Origin of the sequence: Rothia similimucilaginosa (genome assembly GCF_029850875.1) — a bacterium.
Lineage (GTDB): Bacteria > Actinomycetota > Actinomycetes > Actinomycetales > Micrococcaceae > Rothia.
Genome location: NZ_JAOVAM010000010.1, coordinates 23,058 through 48,214, shown reverse-complemented (window position 1 = coordinate 48,214; position 25,157 = coordinate 23,058). Strand labels below are relative to the sequence as shown.

Annotated in this window: 22 protein-coding genes; 1 reads left to right on the top strand and 21 read right to left on the bottom strand. The window is 56.4% G+C overall.

The features are described 5' to 3' along the window. Positions 1 to 462: 462 nt before the first annotated feature. The 19 genes from tyrS to infC form a co-directional block, all read right to left on the bottom strand. Positions 463 to 1,767 carry a tyrosine--tRNA ligase gene (gene tyrS / locus QFX05_RS07905; RefSeq protein WP_279742178.1) on the bottom strand — a complete coding sequence of 435 codons (1,305 nt, stop codon included), beginning with the start codon at positions 1,765 to 1,767 and terminating at the stop codon, positions 463 to 465. A 172-nt stretch (positions 1,768 to 1,939) separates the two neighbouring features. Further along, the gene (locus QFX05_RS07900) at positions 1,940 to 4,234 is read right to left on the bottom strand and encodes a HelD family protein (RefSeq protein WP_279742177.1); all 2,295 of its coding nucleotides are present in this window, start codon (positions 4,232 to 4,234) and stop codon (positions 1,940 to 1,942) included. A 202-nt stretch (positions 4,235 to 4,436) separates the two neighbouring features. After that, the gene (locus QFX05_RS07895) at positions 4,437 to 5,012 is read right to left on the bottom strand and encodes an adenine phosphoribosyltransferase (protein ID WP_279742176.1); all 576 of its coding nucleotides are present in this window, start codon (positions 5,010 to 5,012) and stop codon (positions 4,437 to 4,439) included. Between the two features lie 134 nt (positions 5,013 to 5,146). Further along, on the bottom strand, positions 5,147 to 6,736 hold the full coding sequence (locus tag QFX05_RS07890; protein WP_279742175.1) for an AMP-binding protein: 1,590 nt from the start codon (positions 6,734 to 6,736) through the stop codon (positions 5,147 to 5,149). Between the two features lie 148 nt (positions 6,737 to 6,884). Beyond that, positions 6,885 to 7,370 carry an arginine repressor gene (locus QFX05_RS07885; RefSeq protein ID WP_279742174.1) on the bottom strand — a complete coding sequence of 162 codons (486 nt, stop codon included), beginning with the start codon at positions 7,368 to 7,370 and terminating at the stop codon, positions 6,885 to 6,887. Between the two features lie 396 nt (positions 7,371 to 7,766). Continuing rightward, positions 7,767 to 8,519 (bottom strand): hypothetical protein, encoded by a 753-nt coding sequence (locus QFX05_RS07880; protein WP_279742173.1) that lies wholly within the window; start codon positions 8,517 to 8,519, stop codon positions 7,767 to 7,769. A 192-nt stretch (positions 8,520 to 8,711) separates the two neighbouring features. After that, positions 8,712 to 11,282: a phenylalanine--tRNA ligase subunit beta gene (gene pheT, locus QFX05_RS07875; RefSeq protein ID WP_279742172.1), complete on the bottom strand. Its 2,571-nt coding sequence runs from the start codon at positions 11,280 to 11,282 to the stop codon at positions 8,712 to 8,714. A gap of 3 nt (positions 11,283 to 11,285) precedes the next feature. Further along, positions 11,286 to 12,413, bottom strand: a complete 1,128-nt coding sequence (pheS, locus tag QFX05_RS07870; protein WP_279742171.1) for a phenylalanine--tRNA ligase subunit alpha — start codon at positions 12,411 to 12,413, stop codon at positions 11,286 to 11,288. A gap of 235 nt (positions 12,414 to 12,648) precedes the next feature. Next, on the bottom strand, positions 12,649 to 13,170 hold the full coding sequence (locus QFX05_RS07865; RefSeq protein WP_279742170.1) for an ABC transporter ATPase: 522 nt from the start codon (positions 13,168 to 13,170) through the stop codon (positions 12,649 to 12,651). Between the two features lie 272 nt (positions 13,171 to 13,442). After that, positions 13,443 to 14,765: an iron uptake transporter deferrochelatase/peroxidase subunit gene (gene efeB, locus QFX05_RS07860; protein ID WP_279742169.1), complete on the bottom strand. Its 1,323-nt coding sequence runs from the start codon at positions 14,763 to 14,765 to the stop codon at positions 13,443 to 13,445. 129 nt (positions 14,766 to 14,894) lie between these two features. Then, the gene (efeO, locus tag QFX05_RS07855; RefSeq protein WP_279742168.1) at positions 14,895 to 16,112 is read right to left on the bottom strand and encodes an iron uptake system protein EfeO; all 1,218 of its coding nucleotides are present in this window, start codon (positions 16,110 to 16,112) and stop codon (positions 14,895 to 14,897) included. A gap of 138 nt (positions 16,113 to 16,250) precedes the next feature. Beyond that, a complete protein-coding gene (efeU, locus tag QFX05_RS07850; protein ID WP_279742167.1) occupies positions 16,251 to 17,087 on the bottom strand; it encodes an iron uptake transporter permease EfeU in 837 nt (278 codons plus the stop codon). 411 nt (positions 17,088 to 17,498) lie between these two features. Then, on the bottom strand, positions 17,499 to 17,990 hold the full coding sequence (locus QFX05_RS07845) for a (deoxy)nucleoside triphosphate pyrophosphohydrolase (RefSeq protein WP_279742166.1): 492 nt from the start codon (positions 17,988 to 17,990) through the stop codon (positions 17,499 to 17,501). Beyond that, on the bottom strand, positions 17,990 to 18,799 hold the full coding sequence (locus QFX05_RS07840; RefSeq protein WP_279742165.1) for a DUF421 domain-containing protein: 810 nt from the start codon (positions 18,797 to 18,799) through the stop codon (positions 17,990 to 17,992). The genes QFX05_RS07845 and QFX05_RS07840 overlap by 1 nt, the downstream gene beginning before the upstream one ends. Positions 18,800 to 18,917: 118 nt before the next feature. Further along, positions 18,918 to 19,844, bottom strand: a complete 927-nt coding sequence (locus tag QFX05_RS07835; protein ID WP_279742164.1) for a cation diffusion facilitator family transporter — start codon at positions 19,842 to 19,844, stop codon at positions 18,918 to 18,920. A gap of 119 nt (positions 19,845 to 19,963) precedes the next feature. Beyond that, entirely contained in the window at positions 19,964 to 20,875 is a 912-nt protein-coding gene (locus QFX05_RS07830; protein ID WP_279742180.1) for a TrmH family RNA methyltransferase, read from the bottom strand. A gap of 211 nt (positions 20,876 to 21,086) precedes the next feature. Beyond that, the gene (gene rplT, locus QFX05_RS07825) at positions 21,087 to 21,467 is read right to left on the bottom strand and encodes a 50S ribosomal protein L20 (protein ID WP_005507127.1); all 381 of its coding nucleotides are present in this window, start codon (positions 21,465 to 21,467) and stop codon (positions 21,087 to 21,089) included. Positions 21,468 to 21,581: 114 nt separating this feature from the next. Then, positions 21,582 to 21,776, bottom strand: coding sequence for a 50S ribosomal protein L35 (gene rpmI, locus QFX05_RS07820; protein ID WP_004006287.1), 195 nt, complete (start codon positions 21,774 to 21,776; stop codon positions 21,582 to 21,584). 197 nt (positions 21,777 to 21,973) lie between these two features. Beyond that, complete coding sequence (infC, locus tag QFX05_RS07815) at positions 21,974 to 22,675, bottom strand: translation initiation factor IF-3 (protein WP_083294482.1); 702 nt, start codon at positions 22,673 to 22,675, stop codon at positions 21,974 to 21,976. Positions 22,676 to 22,967: 292 nt separating this feature from the next. On the opposite strand from infC, the gene QFX05_RS07810 reads away from it, so the two are divergent. Then, a complete protein-coding gene (locus tag QFX05_RS07810) occupies positions 22,968 to 23,390 on the top strand; it encodes a DUF1844 domain-containing protein (protein WP_049345337.1) in 423 nt (140 codons plus the stop codon). A 174-nt stretch (positions 23,391 to 23,564) separates the two neighbouring features. On the opposite strand, the gene QFX05_RS07805 is transcribed toward QFX05_RS07810, so the two are convergent. Both QFX05_RS07805 and QFX05_RS07800 read right to left on the bottom strand, forming a co-directional pair. Further along, entirely contained in the window at positions 23,565 to 24,353 is a 789-nt protein-coding gene (locus tag QFX05_RS07805; RefSeq protein ID WP_279742163.1) for a HisA/HisF-related TIM barrel protein, read from the bottom strand. Then, positions 24,353 to 25,105: an imidazole glycerol phosphate synthase gene (locus QFX05_RS07800; protein WP_279742162.1), complete on the bottom strand. Its 753-nt coding sequence runs from the start codon at positions 25,103 to 25,105 to the stop codon at positions 24,353 to 24,355. Before QFX05_RS07800 ends, QFX05_RS07805 begins: the two co-directional genes overlap by 1 nt. Positions 25,106 to 25,157: the final 52 nt, after the last annotated feature.

Here is a 25,157-nt window from a genome sequence, read left to right as displayed (position 1 = left end):
TACAGACGCCTAAACACCCATGCAACCTCAAAAAGGGTGAAGTAGACCACAAACACGGGGGTTTAGGTCCATCCTGACCCAAACATGACACTAGAACCCCTAGTCAGGAAAGGATAAGCTCCTCAAAAGTTCTTCGAAAAAAGTTTAAAAACCTTCAAAAGAACCCAAAAAACCTGCAGAATGCCCTCTCGGAGCATCCAAACAGAACAGACAGCGCCCATTAAACAACCAGGCAGCGCCGACCAACTCGAGAAGCGTACAACGGAGGAACACTTGGACAGCAAAGATACAGAACGACATATATGTAGAGCCTCTCCTGACGAAGGGGCTCTACATATATAGGGGACAGAAAAGGAGGAGCACTCCCCCACCGAACTGTCAGTACCAAACACTCAGTACTAAACACTCAGCAGAGAAGACTCCTCCCCTTCTATATATCGAGAAGACTAAATCAACTCTGTATTAGATAAGCTCTACAGCCCCCTGGTTCTTCTTGCCACGGCGAACCATCGCAAAACGACCGTGCAGCAGATCATCCTTAGAAATAGCTGCGTCCTCGCCCTGAACCTTCACACCGTTCACCGAAGCACCGCCTTCCTTCAGAATGCGACGAGCCTCAGAGTTAGACTTCGCAAAGCCCAGCTCAGTCAGAACAGAAATCATGTCCAGACGATCCTCGGACAGCTTAGCTGAAGGAAGCTCAGCAACCACAGACTCCAAGGTAGCCTCATCCAGAGCAGCGAAATCGCCCTTACCGAACAAAGCCTCCGAAGCAGCCACAGCCTGATCAGTAGCCTCAGTACCGTGAACCAGTGAAGTCACCAGGTATGCCAGAGTCTTCTGCGCCTCGCGCTTAAACGGCTCCTTCTCAACCTTCTCCGCAAACTCAGCAATCTCAGCACGAGTCAAGAAAGTAAAGACCTTCAAACGATCCACTACATCTGCATCCGCAGTGTTCAGCCAGAACTGATAGAAAGCGTACGGCGAGCACATCTGCGGGTTCAGCCAAATAGCGTTACCCTCGCTCTTACCAAACTTAGTGCCATCAGAGTTAGTAATCAGCGGAGTACCAATAGCGTGAACGCTCTTACCCTCCACCTTACGAATCAGCTCAGTACCGCTCGTCAGGTTACCCCACTGATCAGAACCACCGGTCTGCAGAGTACAACCGAAACGACGGTTCAGCTCCAAGAAGTCCAAGCCCTGCAGAATCTGGTACGAGAACTCGGTGTACGAAATGCCCTCATCAGAGTTCAGACGCTTCGCAACAATCTCCTTCTTCACCATGGTGCCCACGCGGAAATGCTTACCAACATCGCGCAGCAGCTGCAGAGCAGACATCTGACCGCTCCAATCCAGGTTATTCACCATACGAGCAGCGTTCTCACCCTCGAAAGATAGGAAACGCTCAATCTGAGCGCGCAGAGACTTAACCCACTCAGCAACAACCTCAGGAGAGTTCAGCACACGCTCAGAAGTCTGACGCGGATCACCAATCAAACCGGTGAAACCACCTACCAGACCCAGCGGCTTGTGACCAGCAAGCTGCAGACGACGCATCACCAGCAGCTGCACCAGGTGGCCCAGATGCAAAGAAGCCGCAGTCGGATCATAACCCGTATAGAAAGTCAGGCTCTCCTCGCTCAGCGCCTTCTCCAGAGCAGCCTCATCAGTGCTCACGTGCACCAGGCCGCGCCACTTCAGCTCCTGCCAAATATTCTCGAAGGTATCGTCATTATGCTGCGCGTTGAGGATCTCGGCAGACATGCTTCTCCCATTCACAAGGTAACAACGCCCGAAGGCGCTCGAACAAAATATGTAACAAGCCTAGCACCGCACCAGCCCAATCGCTCAGAAAAAACCAAGCGAGCGCCCAAACCGGTGCGGAACCGGCTCAAAGAAATAGAAATAACCGATAGAGGCTACACGAGCCACAAAGCTACAGACCCGCAGGCATCCGCGAACCCACCATGTGCAGGCGCTGAGTCGGACGAGTCATCGACACATACAAATCACCCACAGCACCATCAGCATCATCAATCAGCTGCTGCGGCTCAACAATCACCACAACATCAAACTCCAGCCCCTTCGCCTCCCACGGAGTCAAAACCAGCACCTGACTCTTCAGCGCTGTCTGCGCAGTACCCGTACGATCAGAATGAGCACGAGCCACAGCCTGAACCGTCTGAACATACAGGCTCGGCGGGCACACCACACCAATCAGAGCACCACCCGAATGAGCGACCTCCTCACTGACCACAGACACGGTCTGCTCCACAACAGACTCGGAAGCAACCTCATGAACCAGCGGAGCCCAACGGCCCTCACGCACCGCACGAGGCGCAGACACCTCATAGCCAGCCGCCTGAGCAACCGACACCGCCGCCTCAGCAATCTGAGCCGGAGTACGGTAATTAATCGTCAGCTCCTCCAGAGTGAAACGCTCACCCACAAACGGCTCCAACGCCTGCGACCACGACGAAGCAGCCGCAGCAGAAGAAGCCTGAGCAATATCGCCCACAATCGTGAACGACTTCATCGGACAACGACGCATCAACAGACGCCACTGCATAGGTGAGAGCTCCTGAGCCTCATCCACCACAATATGGCCATACGCCCACGTACGATCAGCCGACGCCGCAGTCGCAGCAGTCATACGCTCGCCACGAACCTCATTCATCATCGCAATCTGCTCTGGAGTAATTACGCCATCGGCGCCAATATCCTCCAGCGACTGGTGAACATTCTCCAGAGCCTTCGCCGCATTCTCAAGGTTCGCACGATGCTCCGCCGCAGCACGAGCCGCAGCAGCCGCACCGGTCACCTTCGAAAAATCACCCAAAAGTTCAGCAGCCTCATCCAACAGAGGAACATCAGCCTCCGTGAAAGGGGCATCCGCCGGGCGAACCAGCAGCTCACGCTCAGGCTTCGACAACTCACGAGTCGCAGACTCCAGATAGTGCGGCTTCGAGAACAGCGAACGCAACAGAGTCTCCGGCGACAGCGGCATCCACGCCAAGTTCAAGGCACGGCGCACATCCATCGAGGCACGCACATCATCCTGCAGATACGGACGCTCCACCACACGACCCGCCGCACGGTTCAGCTGATCATCCAGCTTCGCGGTCAGTTCCTTCAACAGAATCTTCACGAACGTCTCACGAGCCTCATTATGCGGCTTGCCAGTCGAACGAGCGCGAGAACGAGCCGAACGAACCATCTCCGGAGTCAGCTCAACATCAGTACCCTCAACATTCAGACGCTGAACCTGAGCCGGCACCTTCTGACGATCCGCCACCGCACGCTTAATAACCTTCACCATGCGCAAATCGCCCTTCAACGCAGCAACCGCGCGATCCTTCTCAGGCACAGCACGCAAACCCGGGTACAGGGTCGCCAACGAAGACATCACCACGCCGGTCTCACCCAGCGAAGGAAGCACACGTTCGATATACCACATGAACGAATTCGACGGACCAACCACCAGCACGCCAGCCTTCGACAGGCGCTCACGGTTCGTGTACAGCAGGTACGCCGCACGATGTAGCGCCACAGCAGTCTTACCGGTACCCGGACCGCCCTGCACAACACGCACACCCGGTAGCTCCGAGCGGATAATAGCATCCTGCTCAGCCTGAATCGTCGCCACAATATCGCCCATGCGGCCCGTACGCTTCTTATTCAACGCCGCCAACAGAGCACCCTCACCGTGGAGAGTGTCCTCATCCTGCAGCATCTCCGAATCGAAGACCTCATCCTCAATATTTACGACAGTGCGGCCCTCAAGCATCAGGTGACGGCGGCGGCGCACGCCCATCGGCTGAAAGGCAGTCGCCTGATAGAACGTACCCGCCTCCGGGGCACGCCAGTCCATCAGCAGACGCTGCTGATTGCTATCCGTAATACCAATACGACCGATATATCGCACCGCATCAGCGCCCTCACGGTCCATATCCAAACGACCAAACGTCAGACGAGAATCCACAGCATTCAGCTGCGCCAAACGATCCTCATAGTGAGTAGCAAAAGAGTCACGCTCCGAACGGTTCTGATGACCGCCCACCGCCTGATTCTTACGAACAGCAGCCAGCATCTCAGCCGTCTCCTCACGGAGCTTATCCAGACGAGCATACACGCGAGCAACATACTCACGCTCCGCAGCCATCTGCTCGGCAAACAGCTTCTCAGCCGCCGAAGAATCAGCAGACTTCTGGGGTAGAGATTCAGATGACACGTAAGCTCCTTAAACCTATAGTGTCTCAAAGACAGGGTGCGACAGACACCCAAAAATACGGGTCACTATTTTACAGGACAGGCTCCGAAGGGCAGAAATATTGCCCCCATAGAAAAGTACCCCACCGGTTCAACCGGCGGGGCACCCCTCATCAATATCAGCTACACACACCCAAACGGCGGTAGCCTCAAACTCTATAAAACTACTTCGACGGCAGCGGGTACTCAGACACCAAGCTCAGCGTCTCAAGACGGTAACCGTCCAACGCCTCACGACCGCCCAGGCCCTCCAGCTCCAGAAGAGCGCCAACGCCGGCAACCTTCAGGTTCGCGCGCTCCACCAGCTTCGCGGCAGCCACCAGGGTACCGCCAGTCGCCAGCAGATCATCCAGCAAAAGAACACGGGTGCCCGGCGCGAAATCATTACAGTGAATCTCAATCGCAGCGCTACCGTACTCCAGTGCATACTCCTCACGGTACGTCTCACGCGGAAGCTTACCCGCCTTACGAACCGTCATAATGCCAGTGCCCGTAGCGTATGCGAGCGCAGAAGCCAGCAAGAAACCGCGAGCCTCAACACCAGCCGCCACATCAAACTGACCCTCAAAACGAGCAGCCAGCTCATCAATGCACGCCTTGAACACCTCAGCATTAGCGAAGAGAGTGGTCACATCGTAAAAGAGGATACCCTCGTGCGGGTAATTCGGAATTGTAGCGCAAGCAGCCGGAATCAACTGCTCAATAGGGGTTCGCGAAGCCTCAGAAGCGGGAACGCTCATGCTCTCTCTTTCGTGAAGGGGATAGCCCCGGAAAAACCGTCCGGGAACAATAGCGCGGTAGAAGCCGCCTACAAGATTCTACCCTCTTCATCTACAGTTGTCCTCAGATGAGCACCAAGAACTCCCTATCGGAATTAGCCCCGCTGAATCAAAACCCGCAAGTCACGCTTAAGAATCTTACCGGTCGGGCCCAAAGGCATGCTCTCCACCATCACGTAGCGGCGAGGGTACTTATACGCCGCCAAACGAGTACGAGCCAACGCATTCAACTCCGCCTGCAGCACACCCTCATCAGCACCCGGACGCGGCATCACCACGGCGACAACCTCCTCGCCCACTCGCTCATCCGGCACGCCCAACACCGCTGCAGACTGCACCTGCTCATGGGTATAGAGAACATCCTCAATCTCACGCGGATACACCGAATAGCCGTTACGCAGAACCATGTCTTTAATACGATCCACAATAAAAATATTGCCCTGCTCATCGACACGAGCAACATCGCCGGTCGCAAACCACTCGCCGTCAAAAACCTCAGCAGTAGCCGCCGGGTTATTCCAGTAGCCAGCCATCACGTTCTCACCGCGCACCCACAGCTGACCGCTCACACCCGGAGCGCACTCGGAGCCTTGCGGGCAACGGACCTGCACCTGCACACCCGGCAGCACACGACCCACCGAACCGAGCACCATGCCAAACTCCGCCTGATTAAACGAAACCACCGGCGACGTCTCACTCAAACCGTAGCCCTCATATACCGGGCACTCAATCAGCATTTTCAACGCAGAATGCACCGGCGCAGGCAACGGCGAACCGCCCGAAATACCGAAACGGATGCAACCACGCAGCGAGCGTGCACGCTCAGGCTCAGCCTCCAGCGCCGCCGCTAACGACACATACATGCTTGGGACCGCAGCCAACACCGACACCCCTGCACCCTCAATCAGATTCAGCGCACCATCAGGGGTAAAACGTGGCAGCAAAGCCACAGTAGCCGACGCCGCAAACGCCGCGTTCATCGACACCGTCTGCCCAAACGCGTGGAATAGCGGAAGTCCACCAAAAATGACATCCTCAGCGGTAAAACCAAAAACGCTGACACAGCTACGAGCATTCGAGAGGATATTCGCGTGGGTCAGCGTCGCACCCTTCGGTTTGCCCGTCGTACCCGAAGTGTACAGAATAATCGCCGGCTCGCTCACCGCCACCGGGACAGGCTCCAGAACAGTAGCCAACAGCGCACTATCGGCAGGCGTATCAAAAGGAGCCACCGGCGAGCCCTCTCCCCCGGTGAAAATCTCGCAATGAACCGAACCGTTCTTCACCGGAACCGTCGAGGATGCCACCGACGCCAGACGAGTACCCGCAAAAGCAAAAAGTGCCTTCGCCCCGCTATCGCGCAGATGATACTCCAACTCAGCACCCGACAACAGCGGATTCAACGGAACACAAATCGCACCCGCAGCCACAATGCCGTAATACAGCGCCGGCATCAACGCCACATTCGGCATAGACAACGCCACGCGGTCACCACGCCCAACACCGAGCGCCGCCAAATGACGCTGAACCTGCGCGGCCGCAGACGCCAACTGCGCGTAGCTCACTACCCGCACATCAGCAGAGTCAGAAGCCGGAATCGCCAAAGCTGTCTTAGCTCCCGAACCAGAAGCAGCCTCTGCCAAAAGGTAGGCAATATTGTTCGCTGAATCGTGCATTTCAGACATAATAGAAAACTCTCACCACAGAAAAATCGGTATATCTAGAAAAGAAGTCGAGCTAGAAGCCCGGCAAAAAGCCCGAAGACAGCAGAAGGGCGTACCTTAAACCGCTCTCCCGAAACATCAGAAGAACAGGCAAGATACGCCCCAGCTACTACTGAGCAGCAGACCAATCCAAGAAGCTCTCGGCAAGCGCAGCCCCACCATTGGGGTCACGAGTAACCACTATTACCGTATCGTCACCGGCAATAGTACCCATAATCGCTTCGAGACCGCCCTGATCAATAGACGACGCCAAGAACTGCGCAGCACCCGGAGGAGTACGCAGAACCGTAATATTTGCCGAACCCTCAGCGGTAATCAGCAGTTCCTTAAACAGGGAAATCATACGGGCGTCAGGTGCAGTACCGCTGCCACGACGAGCAGGGTAATTCGGCACAGCATAAATCAGGCCAGCGCCTTCATCACGGATGCGCTCAGCGCCAATTTCAACAAGATCACGGGAAAGGGTGGCCTGAGTAACCTTCATACCATCATCGGTCAGGTACTGCGCCAGTTCAGCCTGGGAGCGGACACGTCGGGTCTGCAGCAATTCAACGATGCGTGCCTGACGCGCGATCTTGGTCGAGGGGAAAGGCATAATATCTCTTCTTCCTACGGTGCCAATCACGAATTCAGAACGGAGCTGCCCAACGGTGGCGCAGCGCAACATTCTTTACTACCCAAGATAATACATATGCACATAAATATGCGCACCAAATATGGATTATTCCAAGATATGGGGGAAATTTCAGGGTTTATCTCACCAACTGTCACGCAAAACGCCGTGAATGTAGCGTGTATCTACACATTCAGGCGCATAACCTCGCAATGAATGCATAGCATGCAAGAACATTGTGGACTGGTCCGCTGCGCCCATCAAGAGGCCTCCGGCAGGTGAGCACAAAAAAGGAGCCCGCCTCCAGCACACCACGTGCACCAGAAACAGGCTCCCTCAACAAAACATCAACCGGTCAATCCTCAAGATTCAGAACGCCTAGCGCTCATCCTCCACCAGACCATCCAGGTCCTCATACTCGACATCGCGCGAACGGCGGTTCAGCCACACAGCAAAACCCATACCCAGCAGAAGCACCAGCACCGAACCAACAATACTTGCGATACCGGCAAAGCGCTCAGCATTCACGCTGTCCTCAGTCACAGGCTTCAACGTGCCCTTCTCAGCGGTATACACAACTTCAAGGCTACCGTTCTTCTCCACCAGCAGGCCGTCCACCTCACGCGGGAACTCGGAGGGAACATCTCCAGTCTGCGAACCTCGGAACTCAATCGGAGCCCCCGAAGTCACCTGATACTTATCCTTCAGGTTCGACACATACGTCTTACCATTCAGCGCATCATCAGCCGGCAGGTTGCCCTTATAGCGAGCCACATTACCCTTCGTAATCAGGTCAGGAGTCAAATCCTGATAAGTGCCCTGAATAACCCAGCTCTTGCCAGCATACTCGGCGTTATTATTCACCGACGCAAAAGCACGAACACCCACAACAGCCAAAACAATGGAAAGAATAACTGCAACAACAGCAGAAAGAACCGACAGCCAATTCACGCCCGGACGGTGATCCAGCTCTTCCTCACTCATCGCGAAAAGAGAGGAGTTCTCTTCCTCATCGTCGTCGTAATCCTCGGGCTCGTCGTACTCCTCATACTCAGAATCTTCAAAGTAGGTTTCTTCGACCTCAGGCTGCGACAGCTCATCCTGTTCGCGCGAGTTCTCTAGATTAGCCATTACTCTCTCCCTCACTTCATCTATCCTCTAGGGTACCCATAACCACATGAGTTCACCCATGAAAGCGCTTATCAACGCTTCATAAACCAACCCAACAGATAAACCCACCACGCAACGCCAAAAGCTACGGGGCGGGAGCCAACAACTCCCACCCCGTCAGCACTAAGCGTTACGTCATAGGGTCAGCCCCGGTTAGACACGCGGTTCCGCACCCAGCTGCTCAACAGTCGCAGCCACAGCAGCCTCACGAGCAGCCGACGCCTCATCAGCAGTTAGCGTACGATCCGGCGCACGGAAACGCAGAGCAAACGCCAAAGACTTCTTTGACTCATCAATACCGACACCTCGGTAATCATCAAAGACGCGGATATCCTCCAGCAGCTCACCAGCGCCCTCACGCAGAACACGCTCCACTTCAGAAGCAGGCAGATCGCGGCCCACCAGAAGCGCCACATCCTGAGTAGCAGCCGGGAACGTCAGCACCGGAGTAGCCTGACGCGCCTCAACACGATCAGCAAACAGCGCCGAGAAATCCAGCTCAAACGCGCAGGTACGCTCCGGCAGGTTCAGCTCCTGCAGTAGCTTCGGATGCAGCTCACCAGCGAAACCAACACGCTCACCAGCAGCACTCAGAACCTCAGCCACACGGCCCGGGTGGAACGCGGTATGCACACCGTTACGCACCTGAATCTCAGCCGAAACAGCGGCAGCAACCAGACGCACAGCGTCCAGAGCGTCACGCCAATCGTAAGCGCGCGGAGCAATGCCGGGCATTACCTCATGTTCAGTACCAGCAAACAGGCCACCAATGAACGTGGGCTGCTGCGGAATACCGGCATTCAAATCAACCAGAACCTCATCCGAAGGACGAGCACCCAGCGGCGGAATAGACTCCGAACCCAGCTGCTCACCCGGAATGAACACGTGACCCGTCTCAAAAATAGCCAGGTTCTTGAAACCGCGAGACAGGTTACGCTTCAAAACCTCAACCAGGCCAGGCAGCAGCGAGCGGCGCATCCAGCCCTCAGCCGAAGAAATCGGGTTCTCCAGGCGAACCGAAGGAACCTCAGTTACCGGATTCTCAGGGGTGCTAACCCACGGAGCCGACCATAGGTTATTCGCATCAGCCGACACGAAGGGGTACGCGAAAACCTCAGTCAGGCCCGAAGCTGCCAGCGCATTCAGCGCACGACGCTTACCCGCCTGCTCCGGAGTGTAACCGCGACCCGCAGGAGCCACCGGCAGAGTCGAGGGGATGTTCTCGTAACCGTCAATACGTGCGATTTCCTCAGTCAGGTCCTCCTTCGCACGCAGGTCAGTACGCCATGACGGGACAGTCACCGCGTAACCAGACTCGGTACGCTCCACCGAGCAACCAATCTCACGTAGGCAAGACTCAATCTGCTCCGGCGAGTAATCCACGCCAATACGACCGGCGGTGTAATCAGCAGGCAGGTCAATCACGACCGGCTCATAGCCAAGTGACACATCAGTAACGCCCGGCTCAGCCTGGGCGTCAGCCAGCTTAACCAGCAGCTCAACCGCACGCTGAGCAGCCGCAGTCTGAATCTGCGGATCCACGCCACGCTCAAAACGCTTCGAGGACTCAGAAATCAGCTTGTGACGGCGAGCAGTACGAGCAACCGACACCTCATCAAAACGAGCAGACTCCACCAGAATGCGGGCGGTCGAATCGGTCACCTCAGTCGAGGCGCCACCCATCACACCGGCAAGACCAATCACCCCGGAACCATCAGCAATGACAATATCCTCGGGATGCAGAATACGCTCGACACCGTCCAGGGTCACCAGCTTCTCACCAGCAGCGGCGCGGCGCACCACAATCTCACCCTGGACCTTGTCAGCATCGTAGAAGTGCAGAGGCTGACCGGTCTCCAGCATCACGTAGTTCGAAATATCTACCGGCAGCGACAGTGAACGCACACCCGCCAGACGCAGACGCGAAGACATCCAAGTCGGAACTGGCGCATCCGCCTTCACGCCCGACACCTCACGCATCACAAAACGAGTGCATGCGGGGTTACCGTGAATCGGGGCCTCATCACGCAGAGAAACCGCGTGACCGGTCTTGTTCGCCTCCGGGGCACGCTCGCCGTACGCCAGCACAAAATCCTCAAAAGAAGAACCGGTAGCGTGGCACCACTCGCGAGCGATACCGCGCAGAGAGAACGCGTAACCGCGGTCCGGAGTCACGTTCACCTCAGCAGCCTGATCGTACAAGCCCAGCAGCTCCATCGCATCGGTGCCGACCTCCGGGTCCATGCCCAGGGTCGAAAGCACCAGAATGCCACCGTGATCATCGCCAATACCCAGCTCACGGGTAGAGGCAATCATGCCAGCCGACTTATGACCATAGGTCTTACGGGCGGTAATCGCGAAACCGCCGGGCAGAACAGCACCGGGCAGGGTCACAACAACCTTGTCACCGGGCTTGAAATTGTGGGCACCACAAATAATGCCCTGCACTCCGGAAGGCTCAATGCCCTTACCGGTCAGAGTCTGCTCCTGGCCCTCCGGAACCACACGCACCTGGCACCAATTCACGGTCTTGCCATTAGAGTGGGTCTCCGGCTCCATAGAGAGCACCTGACCAACCACAATCGGGCCGGACAGCTCATCAGAGGGGCGGTGAACGTCTTCTTCTTCCAGGCCAACCTTCACCAGGGTTGCCATCAAATCTTCAGCGGAAGCATCCTCAGCTACAGGCACGAACTCGCGCAGCCATGACAGGGGTACACGCATAATTTAGATCTCCATCCCGAACTGTTCAGAGAAACGGATGTCGCCTTCAACCATGTCATGCATGTCAGCGACGTTGTTACGGAACATGAGGGTACGTTCAATACCCATACCGAAAGCGAAGCCCGAGTACTCCTCAGGATCAATACCCGCAGCACGCAGAACATTCGGGTTCACCATGCCGCAGCCACCCCACTCAATCCACTGCGGGCCGCCCTTAGCGTTCGGGTGCCACAAATCCAGCTCCGCGGAAGGCTCAGTGAACGGGAAGAAGTTCGGGCGCAGGCGAATCTTAGCGTCCTCACCGAACATGGCGCGTGCCATATACTCCAGGGTGCCCTTCAGATCAGCCATGGTCAGGCCCTTATCCACGGCAAGACCCTCAATCTGGTGAAAGACCGGGGTGTGGGTCGCGTCCAGCTCATCGGTGCGGTACACCTGACCCGGGCACACAATGTACAGCGGCAGATCACGCGAAAGCAGCGAGCGCATCTGCACCGGCGAAGTGTGAGTGCGCAACAGCAGGTGAGCGGTCTTCGGCTCAACGTAGAAAGTGTCCTGCATTTCGCGTGCCGGGTGGTCCGGCTTAATGTTCAAAGCGTCAAAGTTGTACCACTCAGACTCAAGCTCCGGGCCGTCAGCAACTTCCCAGCCCATACCGACGAAAATGTCGGTCAGGCGCTCCTGCATCAGAGCAATCGGGTGGCGACCGCCCAGGGAACGGCGAGCCGAAGCAGCAGAAACGTCCACAGCTTCCTCAGCCAGGATGCGAGCCTCACGCTCAGCCTCCAGCTCAGCGGTGCGAGCCTCAATAGCCTCAGTCAGGGCGGCACGAGCCTGACCCATCAGCTTACCCACCGGGCCCTTGTGCTGGTTCTGAAGATCACGCATCTGACGGTTAGCGATGCTCATGATGCCCTTCTCACCGAAGAAGCTCAGGCGCACCTCCTTGAGGCTGTCAAAGTCCTTAGCCTTCTCGCGAATCTCCTGCTTGGCACGCTCACGCTCAGCCTCAAAGGCCTCACGGATAGCGTCCAAACCGTTCTCGGGGTTCTCCTCCAGAACCTGCGCAATGCGGGCGAGAACCTGAGCCGGGCCGTTAAGACCCTCGTGTTCCTGCACGGAATCGGTCATTGTCACTCTTCTCTGCATACCACCGGCCGAATGCCGGCTGGCTCGTTATACAACTTAGGCAGCACCGTCTGCTCTCTCCCGACTGCCCGCACAGGGTGCGGAACAAAGGTAGGCGACGGGCGCATATCCTATCCATTTTAGACCAGAGAAGGAAGCGCAAACAGCAGAACGCCCGGATAATCCATCCGGGCGTTCTAGAGTATATCTTTTCAACAATAGGGTTGAAGGGGTGCTTCTACTTCAGAGCCTGCTTTACAGCCGGGTCGAAAGAAGCACGAATCCACAGCACGTTCGCAATGAACCATGCCGCGTACAGGGGCACAAAGCCGTAGCGCTGAGCGTCAATAACATTACCAATCAGAGACATAATCGCCACGAACGCACCCAGAATTGCAAAAACCAGACCGACGGTTAGGCCCTGACGCTTGCCCTTCTGAATCGTGAAGTACACCCAGATGTACACAACCGCAGAGACGACCAGCAGAGCGATACCGCCGACAATACCAAACTGCGGCAGCCCATGTAGCGGGGACAAGTTACCCGGCGCCAACGAGGAAATAACACCGTGGATAAAGCAGAGCAGTGCGGAGATAATCATAATCTCCTGCAGACGCAGAATCTTCGGGTGCTTGGTCGGCGAGTGGAACAGAATTCCGCGCGGCTCAGCGCCGCCTTCCTGAATATAAATAGCTTGAGTGTCCGAGGGAACCGCGTCGGAGCGGTAGGCACCCGGATCAAACGGGGGTTGAGCAGTCATCATTGTCTCCCAATACGTATGTGATTTCTCCCTCAATACTACCCGCCTACCGGTTGGTTTCCAAAGTATGCCCCCGTGTTGAAACCATATATGACAAAATCCCCTCCCTCACAAAAACCCACAAAGAGTCAATCCAGGCACCCCCAACACCCGCAAAATAGTGGCTGTGCACGCATTAACAAGAGAAAGCAGGAAGTGACAGCACCTCCTGCTTTCAACAGCATAAACACGCCGCTTAGCAAGCCTAAGCAGGCGCTAGTCCCACACATCCACTAGCTGAAAAGACCCGAACAGATGTAGTCGTTCTCATCCTTCACACCCGGAGGCACCGCAAACAGCCCACTACCGGTATGACGCAGATACTCACTCAACGCATCCGAAGAAGTCATCGTGCTCAGCATCGGAATAAAATGCGTGCGCGGATCGCACACGTACGCAATGAAGAACAAACCAGCATCCAGGCGGCCCAATTCATCAGTACCATCCGTGTAGTTGAATCCGCGGCGCAACATCTGCACACCCTGATTCTGGTCAGGATGCATCAGACGCATATGCGAATCTGCTGGAATCAGAGGACCCGAGCGGCCCTTCTCCGAAAAGTTAGGAGCCGTGAACTCGTCACCACCAGACAGCGGCGCGCCACTGACCTTAGTGCGGCCCACAATCTCCTCCTGCTCACGCAGACGAGTGCGGTCCCACGTCTCAATATTCATACGGATACGACGAGCAGCCAGATAGCTACCACCCTCCATCCATGCCGGGCTATTCGCCGAATTCTCAGAAGAAGTCCACACATGCTTCTTCAGCAGATTCGGGCTCTCCACCTTCAGGTTATTTGTACCGTCCTTGAAACCGAACAGGTTACGAGCCGTCACCTGGCTCGTCGAGGTCGAAGAAGTACGACCAAAGCCCTGCTGATTCCATGCCACCACAGCGCGACCGCCAGCAATGCGAATCAGATTACGAATCGCATGGAACGCCACCTGCGGGTCATCCGCACAAGCCTGAATGCAAATATCACCGTTGCTACGCTTATCTTCCAGCGCATCACCGGTCATATGAGGGATGCGGACCAGCGCCTCCGGGAGCTTGCTCGCAAAGCCAAAGCGATCCTTACCCTCATCATCAACGAAGAAGCTACGACCCAGCCCAAAGGTGAGGGTCAGGTTCGCGGCAGACAGGTCCATCGCCTCGCCGGTATCCTTAGGAGGCGCCTCATAGGAGCGGTCCTCCCCCACCAGCTCACCCACCTGCAGCTTCGCAGCAGCGGCACTCCATTCCTTGAACAGGGACTGGATTTCATCACGGTCGGTAGTCTTCAGGTTCAGCGCCGCAAAGTACATGCGGTCCTGAACCTCAGTAGAGATGCCGCTCTGATGCTCCCCGTAAAACGAGTGGGAATCTTTCACAGCGGTCGAGGAAGCACTCGCAGAAGTCTGCGCGCTGGAATTGGAGGAGCAGCCGGCGAGCGCGCCAAGGGCACCCAAGGCACCGGCACCAGCCAGTGCGGCACCGAGAGCACCGCGGCGGGAGGTGCCCGCAGGCTTAGCTTCGGGGGCTATTTCCGGGGTGTGGTGGTTAGATTCGGTAGGCATGGGAAGGCCTTTCGTATGATGTGTGAATAATGAATAATGCGCCCGTGCCGGGCAGAGACACGAATCAACCGTAGTCCCCACCCGGCATCACCCGCATTCAAGCGCAGTGAGGTATCAACCCGCAGGGTACTACTTAGTACCCGCGCCGGTCACAACCTCAGTCATCTTCGAAACCGGCTCGGAGAGCGCCTCGACAGCATCGGACAGCTCACGCACCTGTTCCTTGGTCAGCTCATCGTAGGAAGCGAAACCGTTGCCCTTCTTGTGGTGGTTCAGCAGCTTCTGCACGGCGTCGAATTTCTTCTCGATGTCCTCCGCCAGCTTCGGGTCCTTCTGCTTCAGAATCGGCAGAACATCCTCGTAGGCCACGCGGGCACCATCAATATTGCCCTGGAAGTCGGAGAGGTCGGTGTGCGACCAGGTTTCTTCCTCACCGCTAATCTTGGTGTTTACCACTTCGTCCAGCAGTTCCTTGGCACCGTTAGAAATCTGGAAAGCCTCAAGCTTGAACTCGGAGGAGTGAACCTCGTCGTAGAGCTTTTGAGTGTCAGCAACAAGCTTCTTCGCCAGCTCAGCGCGCTCCTGCTCAGTCAGCGGAGTGTATTCCTTACCACCATTCTTCTCAGCGGTGGGCTGCCACAGGTCCTTCTCAATCTTGTGCCAGCCGGTCCACTCCTTGCCCTCCTCCACGTCTGTTTCACGTGCATCCAGGGCGGGGTCCAGGTCACCGAAGGACTCAGCCACCGGCTCAATGCGTTCGTAGTGCAGGCGTGCGGAAGAGTACAGAGCCTTCGCTTCTTCCGCCTTACCGGCGGTGTACAGCTCAGCGAACTGCTCAGTCTTAGTCTTCAACGACTCCACCTGGTCCTTGACATAGGCGGTGTACTGGGCAACCGCGGTATCGCGCAGGGCCTGCTCATCAGCGGAGATTGGGATTGCGTTCTCGTTCTTGGTCACGGTGAAATTACCCTGGATACCGTCACCCACCATGCCGGGCTTGCACGCAGTCTTGTAGCTGCCCTCACTCAGTTCCACGGTCAGGTCGCGGCTGAGGTTCGGACCGATATTCTCCACCTCGGAGATAATGCGCAGACCGTCAGAGCCAAGCACATAGAACTCGTTGACCTTAGTGCCCTCATTTTTGACTTTAAAAGTCACCTTGCCAGCCTTCGCAGTGGTCACCGAGAGCTTGCATGCAGTGTCGCTAGCGCTGACGTTAATGACACCATCGGACGCCGCAGATCCCGAAGCGGAGGATGCCACGTTCTGATTGTTCGGGGTGCAACCGGTCAGGGCGAGGGCACCAACCGACAGCAGTGCGCCAGCGGAGGCGAGAGTCTTACGCATTGATTCTCCTTATGTATGGTCCCGTGAAGGGTAAATATATGAATGAATAGTGAGGGTTCGCGGCCAGTCATTGCCGCAAAAATCTAAGGGTGCTTCCCTGACAATGTGGAGGCTAGTTTCGGTTGAGGACGCCGTCTATTAGGCTGCAGCCTTTTCGTCTTCCGGCTTCTTAGCCGATGCCTTCAGCCCCGGACGCTGCGCACGGATAAACAACGGCATCACAATGCCCACGTACAGGATCCAGGCGCCCGCCTCAAGCCAGGTGGTGGTCGAAGACAGGTTGAATACAGCCTTCAGCAGTGTGCCAACAAAACTGCTCGGGTCGATATAACGGTAGGACTCAAACGCGATGTTGTTCAGACCCGGCAGGATAGCCGCCTCCTGCAGGTCGTGAATACCGTACGAGAGTACGCCCGCCGCCACAATGACCAGGAACGCGCCGGTAATCGTGAAGAATCGGGAGAGGTTAATACGCATCATGCCGCGCATCATGCCCCACGCCATGACAACAGCGATTGCGATACCGACCAGCGCACCGAGCATGGGGATTGCGTTAGCCTCCTGACCGGAGGTGCGGGTAGCCGACCAGATAAAGAGAGTGGTCTCCAAGCTTTCACGGCCCACGGAGAGCGCTGCCAGCAGAACCACAGCCCAGACGCTGGTCTGCACAGCGTCCAGTTTGCCCTTGAGCTCGGCGGAGAGCATGCGGGCGTTTTCAGCCATCCAGAAAATCATCCAGGTGACGAAGCCAACCGAAATGATGGACAGGGAACCACCGATGGCTTCCTGCGCTTCGAAGGTGAGGGTTTGGGGGCCGAAGGTCAGCAGGGCGCCGAAGCTGAGGGACAGCAGCACCGCCACACTGACGCCAGCCCACATCGTGGCCAGCAGGTGGGTGCGCTGCGTTTTGCGGATGTAGGCGAGCAGGATACCTACGACCAGAGCCGCTTCGAGGCCCTCACGTAGGCCAATCAAAAAGTTTCCGAGGAAGGCCCCCAAAAGTTCATCTCAGTATCACCAATTAGTTAGTTTTCTCTTACCTAATAAACATACGGTGATTGGTGCTAGATTGCATCCCGGCTGATGGGGCTACACATGCCTAAAATCGCCTATATCTTTACGGTGCCGGTTCTTAGACACGACCTGTCGCCATAACTTTACGCACTTTGAATAAACACCCTAATAAACACGCAAGTCAGGATCACATGGCGCATAAATCACCCTTAAAACATGAATAAAGGCGGGACTCCCCACAGGGAATCCCACCTTCAAACAGTGTCAAAAAAGATAGAGAAAATTTATCCTGTTACCGCCGCGAACTTGTTACACAACGGGAATTAGCCTTACACCAAACTAACACAGAGTCTTAGCACTACGGCATTAGGATTATGCCTCGCCAACACCTGCATCCTGTAATTGCTGAAGAAGAGCCACAACAATCGGCAAATCCGCCGGAATCCACGGCAAACCCAGCAAATCATCATACGCCTGCGCGTTATCCCTAGAGTTCGGTAGCGGCATCCACCGCAGAGCACTGTGATCTTCCAAAGTATCCGGAGTACCAGAAAAAATCTCAGCAAAGAACACACGCATCGCCAGGCGCTCGTTTAGTGGCCAACCTTGAACGTGCGGTCCGGGCACCTCAGCACCCACAAGAATCCGTACGCCCAGTTCCTCACTCAGCTCACGCGCCAGAGCCTGCTCGCAGCTCTCTGCCGCCTCGACCTTCCCACCGGGAAATTCCCAGAGGCCCGCCAGGATGGGTGGCGCCGAGCGTTGGGCAATCAGCAGGCGGGTGGGATTCTTGAAAGAATCCAAAACTGCTGCACCTACCACCTGCACTTCAAAGTGTTCGGGCACCTGGTTAGAGGTAGACACTACTGCTCCTTCTTCTCCTTAGGGGCCACCTGAGCGTCAGTAGCCTTATCCATGTCCTCAGAATTGCCGTCCTGCTGTTTATCAGTTTTCTCGATGCCTGCCTTCCACTCTTCTTCCTCGTCATTCATATTCGAGGTTTCTACCACCTCACGGCGAATATTAGTGCCGTCGTTCAGCAGAATCAGCAAGCGGTTGCCGTTCTTAAACTCCATAAGGAAGATATCCTCAAGCTCAACCTTAGCTGCACGTAGCTGCAAACGCACCCAATCCTCAGTCTTGTGAGCATCCGCAATATCGCGAGTCACCAGGGTTCCCTTCACCACCAGGGTAAAGTTTGGAACACCGTCACCCTTACGAATCACGCTCAGCGCGCCATTCAGCTCAATCTGAGCGAACTCAATTTCTTCCAGGTCGTAAATACCTTGCGCACGCAGATCTGCTACCAGACGCATCGGGTCAAGTACCACGTCGGACTGTTGGAAGCTCTTAATATCGATATCGCCATCAGTAATGACCGGCACGCGCTGCTCACGCACCGCCATATGCAAAAAATGAATCTTCGAAGTCGCCACATTCAGCAGCTGAATCATACACAACGTAAAGACCAGGTAAACGATGAAGTAGAACAGACTAATCTGCTCGCTATACAGTACACCACCAATCAGACCACCAATCACAAAGTTACCGATGGTATCAATCGGGGTCTGGTGCCCCGCCTGAGAACGGTGGGTCAGGCGTAGATACACCAGGATGATGACCAGACCGAAGAAAATCTTCAGCAAGCCGTCAGTCACCATTTCGACAGTCATGAATCGTCTCTCCTATACGTTTGTGTGTTTAAGTGGATATGCCTCACCTGCTGTGTCTGCGCGGTATGATACGCCCACAAGAGGCGCCAGCACAGGTGCCGCCCCAAGGAACCAGTATCTAGGCGTCGGCCCGCAAAATATCCGGCTCCAGGTAGATTATGCGGGCAGCAGGGACAGCCTCGCGAATACGAACCTCAGCCGCATCAATCTCATCAGCCACAGCGCGGCCAGTATCAGCATCATGAATACGGATCTTAGCCGCCACCAGAATCTCCTCAGGACCCAGGTGCACGGTCTTAATATGGATAATGCGCTCGCTATCGCCATCCTCAATCGCTGCACGGATCTTCGCCAAATCCTCAGCAGAAGCAGCCTCACCCAAAATCAGCGACTTCATCTCCACGGCAAGGAACACAGCGATAAAGACTAGCAGCACACCGATAGCCAGCGTACCGAACGCATCCCACAGACCGTTACCGGTCAGCAAGGTCATACCCACACCGAAGAGCGCAAACATCAGACCCAGCAACGCACCCGCATCCTCCAGCAGAAGAACCGGAAGCTCCGGGTTCTTCGAAGTACGCAAGAAACGCATCCAGCTCTGCTTGCCCTTCAGCTCACGCGACTCCTTCACCGCCACGCGGAACGAATTACCCTCCAGCAGAATCGAACCCACCAGAACAGCCACCGGAACCCACTGCCACTCAGTAATACCGTGCGGGTCATGTAGCTTCTCATACCCCTCATACAGAGCAAATAAGCCACCCAGGGCAAAGATAATAATCGACACAATAAACGCGTAAATATAGCGATTACGGCCATAACCAAACGGGTGCTCCTCATCAGCTTGCTTCTGCGAAGCACGACCGCCCACCAGAAGCAACACCTGATTACCGGAATCAGCCACCGAATGGATACCCTCCGCCAGCATCGACGAGGAACGAGTCAGCGCAAAAGCCAAAAACTTCAGCACCGCAATACCCAGGTTCGCACCCAACGCAGCAACAATCGCGCCCGAACCCGAATGACCAGAAGGAGCAGACATAATTTCCCTTTCTACAGCCCTAATCCTGCATTCTCAAACCTATACGGTCGAGGCGGCCCGCCACTGTTTCACAACTACGAACCGCCCCGAAACCTCGTAAAAATATAGCGAGATAAACCCTAGCGAGAAACACCACGCTGAGCCATCGCCGAAGCATACAGACACACAGCAGCAGCCGTACCCACATTCAAAGACTCAGCCGAACCATAGACAGGCACCGCCACGCGCATCGTGGCGGCAGCCTTCTCCTCAGCATTCAGGCCCTGAGCCTCATTACCGAAAAGCCACATGGTCGGCTTAGAAAGATCAAAATTGCCCTTCACACCGGACGGGGCACTCACCTCCACACCGGCACGACGAGCCGCCGTGTACTCACTCAGCTCCTGCAGATTCACAGCACCATAGCCGTCAGCAGCCAGCACAGCAGTACCCTGAGACTTCACATCCTCCGCGAAATCCTCCAGCTGCACGCCCTGAATAATCGGCACATGGAACAGCGAACCCGCGGTAGAACGCACCGTCTTCGGGTTATACAAATCCACCGAACCCTTAGTCGTAATCACCAGGTCAGCACCGGCCGCATCAGCCACGCGAAGAATAGTGCCCGCATTACCCGGATCCTGCACACGAGACAGCACAGCAATCAGCTTCGGGTTCAACGCGCCCTCACCCCACAGCAGCGAGAACGACGCATCCACCATAAAAGAAACCGCAATAATACCCTGCGGGCTCACCGAATCAGCCATCGCCTCCAGCACCTCGTCGGTCACCACACGCATAAAGACGCGGCGACCCTCCTCCGGGGTGGGGGTGCCGTACACCTGCTCCAGCAGCTCAGCAATATCCTCATGACGGTCAAAAGCCGCCTCCGTAACATAGACAGCATCCAGAATCGGCTTCTTCAGATGCGCCTTCAGCGCCTCACGTACAGCCTGCGGGCCTTCCACCAGGAACTGGCCCTTCTTCGTGCGGGCAGCGCGGGTACGCAGCTTGGCAATATCACGCACACGATCTGCCTGCGGATTGGACATCACAACGGGGGTACTAATACGTTCAAAAAAGTTCACTCTTAAAGGGTACACAGCCAAAGGCACACCCAAAAAACGCAGAACAGTCACTCAAGCAACCCCCAGATACGCAGAAAGCGGCCGCCCACACTCAAAAGTGCAGACGGCCGCTCACGACGCTTACGCATCTTACCCCGAACCTAGATCTTCGAGGTAAGAACACAACCTAGGCTCATTAAGCCTTGGGAGCCGAGGTGTCCTCGGGCAGGTTGTTCTTAGCAATCTCAACCAGTGCGTTGAAGGCAGCGGGCTCGTTAACAGCCAGCTCAGCCAGCATACGGCGGTCAACCTCAACACCAGCAGCCTTCAGGCCCTGGATGAAGCGGTTGTAGGTCAGGCCCTGTGCGCGGGAAGCAGCGTTGATACGCTGAATCCACAGGCGACGGAAGTCACCCTTCTTCTTACGACGGTGGTCGTAGCTGTAAACCAGCGAGTGAGTGACCTGCTCCTTAGCCTTACGGTACAGGCGAGAACGCTGACCGCGGTAGCCGGATGCACGATCGAGAATAGTACGGCGCTTCTTGTGCGCGTTAACCGCGCGCTTCACACGTGCCACGTGTGTCTCCTTCGTCTTATGTCCTGAACAGCTCACATATCACGCTGAACAGGAGCGAGTCTTTAATCAGTGCGCACCGCTATCGGTACGCCAGGTGCAGAGAGTAAGCGGTGCTTACTTACCCAGCATCTTCTTGACAACCTTTGCCTGGCCGCCGGTAACGATCTGGTCAGAAGCCAGACGACGGGTCAGACGAGAGGACTTGTGCTCCAGGTAGTGGCGACGGTTCGCCTGCTGGCGCTTAACCTTGCCGCTACCGGTGAGCTTGAAGCGCTTCTTAGCACCAGAGTGGGTCTTCTGCTTCGGCATAGCTGCCGTTCTCCTTACATTCATCCCCCACCACAATGGCGGGGTAGCTTAGTGGGGTTGAGCGATAGACGCATCAGCCCCAAGGACCAAAGATGAGGCACCCCTGAGGAGGCGCCTCGGAACCGGCACCGGGTGAACCCGCAACACCCACCCAACGGTGGAGGCGCGTGCCCATCCTAAAGTGACGACCCGGTTCCCTACTCGGCGGAAGCCTGTGCCTTCAACTCGGCAGGCATAGCGTCTGCCAGAGAATTAGTTACGGGCTTCGCCTTGGTCGTGTCAATACGCTCGCGACCCTTGCGACCGCCGGCGCCCTGCTCACGGCGAGCCTCTGCCTTACCGCGAAGCGGAGCCAGAACCATCACCATGTTACGGCCATCCTGACGGGGGCGAGACTCAACAGTACTCACCTCAGCCAGCTCAGCCGCCAGACGCTCCAGCAGACGCACACCCATCTCGGGGCGCTGCTGCTCACGACCACGGAACTGAATCATTGCCTTGACCTTGTCACCACCGGAAAGGAAACGACGAGCGTGTCCAACCTTGGTTTCGTAGTCGTGGGTATCAATCTTCAGGCGGAAACGGATCTCCTTCAGAACGGCATTAACCTGCTTCTTGCGGGATTCACGAGCCTTGATTGCGGCTTCGTACTTGTACTTACCGTAATCCATGAGCTTGCACACGGGCGGCTTCGCGTTCGGGGCAACCTCGACCAGGTCGAGTTCAGCGTCCTCAGCCAGACGCAGAGCGTCCTTCAGAGGGACAACGCCTACCTGCTCGCCACCGGGACCGACAAGACGGACCTCGGGAACGCGGATACGATCGTTAATGCGTGGTTCGCTAATGACTAGCTCCTGTGCTCTGTGGGTTTCCCCGTGAATACTATCCGTTGCGGGCACTAAAAAAGCCCCCGCAGTTACACAAGCGGAGGCACAAACCAGCGTACGCCGAAAGCGGCGGACAAACCCGTTCACCTCAAAACTCGCAAGCTAACGCCTGCAGCGGTCAACCGGGTGGGAGGCATGCTCCACTTGCAAACTGCCTACAACCATACCGTAGAATCCCCGACAGACGCAAGGAATTAGACGTAAAACACCATAAAAATTGCGGGAAATCGCGCAGGTGGCTCGCCCGACGGTCACGCTTAAGGACGCATTTACCGAAACAAACGAAATATGAGATTCTAGGACTATGAGCACTGAAAACACGAGTTTCCGCTTCACAGCGGAAGAAGAAACCCCCGTACACGGACACACCGAACTCACCGAAGAGCAGGTCGAAGCCGTCAACGAACAGCTTCGCGACATTGCAGACGTACCCGCCATCGAAGTCATCAGCTCCGCAGCCATCCACATGATGAGCGCCGCAGCCGTCAAGTGCGGCCTGGCAGCCGAGGAAAACGCTGACGACCTCAAGGACCTCGACGAAGCACGCAAGCTTATCACCGCACTGGCAGGCCTCGTCACCGCCGCCGCACCCGAAATCGGCTCCCAGCACGCAGCACCCTTGCGCGACGGCCTGCGCACCCTACAGCTCGCCTTCCGCGAAGCGTCCCCCTTCCCGGACGAGCCCGGCAAGGGCCCCGGCGAAAAGCTCACCGGCCCGGTGTACTAAACCAAACTGGTGCACTAAGCCAGGACGTGCGCTAAACCAGTTGGTCTACTAAGCCGTATCTGGTGTATGTCATCACGAAGCCCTGCCTCCCTTGTGCTGAGGAAGGTGGGGCTTCGTCATACATAAAACCTATGCGGATAAGAAATCTACTCGGATTTGAGCGGAGCGGTAACTTTAGCGGGAGCCAGCGGCCTCAAGAGCCTGCTCAAAACTAAAGTTACCCACATACAGCGCCTTACCAAGCACCACGCCCTCCAAACCAGAAGGCACAACAGAACGCAGCTTCACAAGATCAGCCAGCGACGCCACACCACCAGACGCCACCACCCGACAGGCAGTCTGAGCCAGTACCTCATCCAGCAGCTCCGCACCGGGGCCCGCCAGAGAACCGTCCTTACTGACATCCGTGACGATATAGCGGCGCACGCCCACGCTCTCCAGCCACGCCAGCGCCTCCGCCAAATCAGGACCCGACCAGTCGGTACCGCGAGCCACCGTCACCCAGCCCCGCTCGGGGTTGTAACGGGCATCGAGGCCAAGAGCCAGAAGATCAGAATTGGCATAACGAGCCAGAACACCTTCAAGCCAGGAAGAATCCGCCAGAGCCGCACTAGTCACGTTTACACGGTCCGGGCTCAAGCTCAGGGCGCGCTCCAGACTCTCAGCATTACGCACACCGCCGCTGACCTGAACACGAACCGGAGCGGAGCCGGTCATCCGGGCATTCTCAGCGCGGACAGCGGCAACCACCTCAGCCAGAACCTCAGTATTCGTGCCACGACCAAACGCTAAATCAAGATCAACCAGGTGAATCCAGCGAGCACCAGCCTTCACCCAGGTCAGAGCCGCCTCAACAGGGTCAAGGCGCTGCTCACCACCGGAGAGGGTGCCGCCCACCGGGCGCACCGCGTAGCCTTCAGAAATATCAACAGCGGGCAGAAGTTCAAGAATGGGTGCAGACATTAGTTACCTCCCGCAGCAGTAGCGGAGCCCTCAGAAGACAGGCGACCAGTCACCGCCAGGGATGCAACCCAGCGGCGCATAAACTCCGCACCCAGCTCGCCAGATTCCACCGGGCAGAATTGCACCGCCGTCAGCGGACCGTTCTCAACTGCCGCGATATAGGCAGGTTCGGTGACAGTCCAAGTCACCGCGGGAGGGGCAATATATTCAATGCTCTGATCAAAAGCCCACTCAAAAACGGCGTGCTCAGATTTGAAGTGAGCCTCACCCTCAAGGTCCTTGAGCAGCGCGCTATCCGAGGCAGAACGCAGGGCAGACACACCGGGCACCAGGTCGCGGGTAGAAAGCTCCACACTCTCACCGGGCCATTCCCCCATGCACTGCACCTGAATCTGCCCCGTCTGCGGATGCTTCACCGTAACGGAGTCGAAGAGGCAAGTCAACGCTGCACCGGCAACCAACACCGGACGACCGCCAGCCACACGGCGACCAATCACGCGCTCAGCATCCTTAGCTTTCAGATCTTCGTACGCCTCGAGAGAGCTCGCACCGCCGGTAACCACCATTCCGTCAGCCTCACGCAACTGATTGGGCACAGCGGTCACGATAACCTGAGCCCCCGCATTCTGAAGAAGCTTCACCAGGGCGCCACGAGTTCCGGGTTCCCCCAAAACAGCAACCACAGGACGAGTGGTCTGAGCACTCTGTACAGATTCAGTTTCGACGGGTGTGGGTTCAACGGGAACAGGCATCGGTGCGCTCCTATTTCATAGGCTCAAGAATTTGGCTCAAGCGCTCTAGCTT